A 1,589-nucleotide genomic window follows, 5' to 3' on the forward strand; every position below is an offset into this window, starting at 1 on the left:
TCATTGAAAAAAGAACCTAAAATTATTGAAGGTATAGACATATCTCATCTTCAAGGATTATATACTGTTGCCTCTTTAGTGCGTTTTGAAAACGGCAAGCCCAAAAAAGAAGGATACAGGAAGTATCGCTTAGATAATATAAAAGCACCAGATGACTTTGAAAGTATCAGAACAGTAATAAAAAGAAGATATCAAAAGCATGAATTACCTGATCTGTTATTCATTGACGGAGGAAAAGGACAGGTAAATTCGGCAGTGGAATCACTAAAAGAAATCGGCTATTCTTTAAAGGATGTCGACGTTGTCGGTATTGCCAAAGAAGACGAGAGGATAGTTTTACCAGGTGACATACTGGACCTTCACTTACCTTTGGATCATCCAGTGTTAAGGTTACTTATATACGTAAGAGATGAGACGCATAGATTCGCCATTGGTTTTAACAGAAGTCTTAGAAGTAAACGGTTTGAAAAAACAAAATTGGATGATATTTATGGTATTGGTCCAAAGAGGAAAAAAGAATTAATAAAACATTTTGGAGGAATTCAAAAAGTATTGGAAGCATCAACTGAAGAAATATCAAAAGTTGTTAAAAGTGAAAAAATCGCCAAAAGAATAAAAGAAAGTTTAGGAGAGAAATGATTTGGAAGAACTAATAAAATTTGCCAAAAATTACTTAAACAAGTACAAAAACTTTTTAGCCGATGAATTCCAACATTTTTTCTTTGGTAGTGTTTACGATAGTGAAGACAAATTTCCTGTCTATTGTATTTTTATAGATGAAGAAGGAAGAGTTTTTGAAACCCTTGGACCTGATAAACCAGGAAAAGTTATGAGCGTCCTATACCCTACGTATTACAATGATTTAGACATATTAGTAAAAAAATACACTGAACTATCAAGACAATACAATAAAATAGTACAACCCAATACGGCATTTGGTATTGTACAATCGCCTTTTAAAATTACATCTTACAGGGTATGGGGGAATGAAAGGCTTATAAAAAAACTTATATTTTCGGAAAAATTAAAAGGTGAAGAATACATTTCTCTCCATCAGAACATAACAGATGAAAAATTGAAATTCATAATCAAACATTACAAGCAATGGGAAGACGACATATTTTATTTTCCATATTTGAAGGATATTCACATTTTATTTAGAGTTCCTAAATATATAATATATAAGCAGTTCAGAAGTGTCCATATATATAGAAATTGGACGAATATTGAAAGAAAAAGTACTTCAAAGATATGATTTTTTAGAAAATTCTTACAAGCTCCCAGAGATGAAAGTTAAAGCTCCAGCATTAGCCGTATTCAAAGTACCTGCAGAGCGTATCCTTTATATAGATTTCAAATCTATTTATGATCAGTTTATAAAAAAGACCGCTAAAATAGTCGATCAAATTAATAAATTAGAAATTCAATTATAACGGTTCAACACCAAGGTTTTTGTTTTAAAAGGGTTACAGGGCGGAGCTCTTCCCCATCCCATCTGGGTTAGGGACCGCAGGTCCCTTTTAGAAGGGTGGGCTGTGTGGCGAAAAAGTGTTTAAAATTACTTTTAGAAGAAATTTTTATAATAAACG

3 protein-coding genes are annotated in these 1,589 nt (G+C 32.2%); all 3 read left to right on the forward strand.

Annotated elements, in window-relative coordinates; genetic code table 11:
* Window positions 1–639 (forward strand): helix-hairpin-helix domain-containing protein (locus X928_RS09095; protein ID WP_245857225.1); only part of this gene is annotated, 639 nt, incomplete at its 5' end.
* A gap of 1 nt (window position 640) precedes the next feature.
* Entirely contained in the window at window positions 641–1,255 is a 615-nt protein-coding gene (locus X928_RS09100; RefSeq protein ID WP_103079451.1) for a DUF4895 domain-containing protein, read from the forward strand.
* The gene (locus tag X928_RS09105; protein ID WP_103079452.1) at window positions 1,227–1,433 is read left to right on the forward strand and encodes a DUF4895 domain-containing protein; all 207 of its coding nucleotides are present in this window, start codon (window positions 1,227–1,229) and stop codon (window positions 1,431–1,433) included. The genes X928_RS09100 and X928_RS09105 overlap by 29 nt, the downstream gene beginning before the upstream one ends.
* The last annotated feature ends 156 nt before the right edge of the window (window positions 1,434–1,589 follow it).

Origin of the sequence: Petrotoga miotherma DSM 10691 (genome assembly GCF_002895605.1) — a bacterium.
Classification (GTDB): domain Bacteria; phylum Thermotogota; class Thermotogae; order Petrotogales; family Petrotogaceae; genus Petrotoga; species Petrotoga miotherma.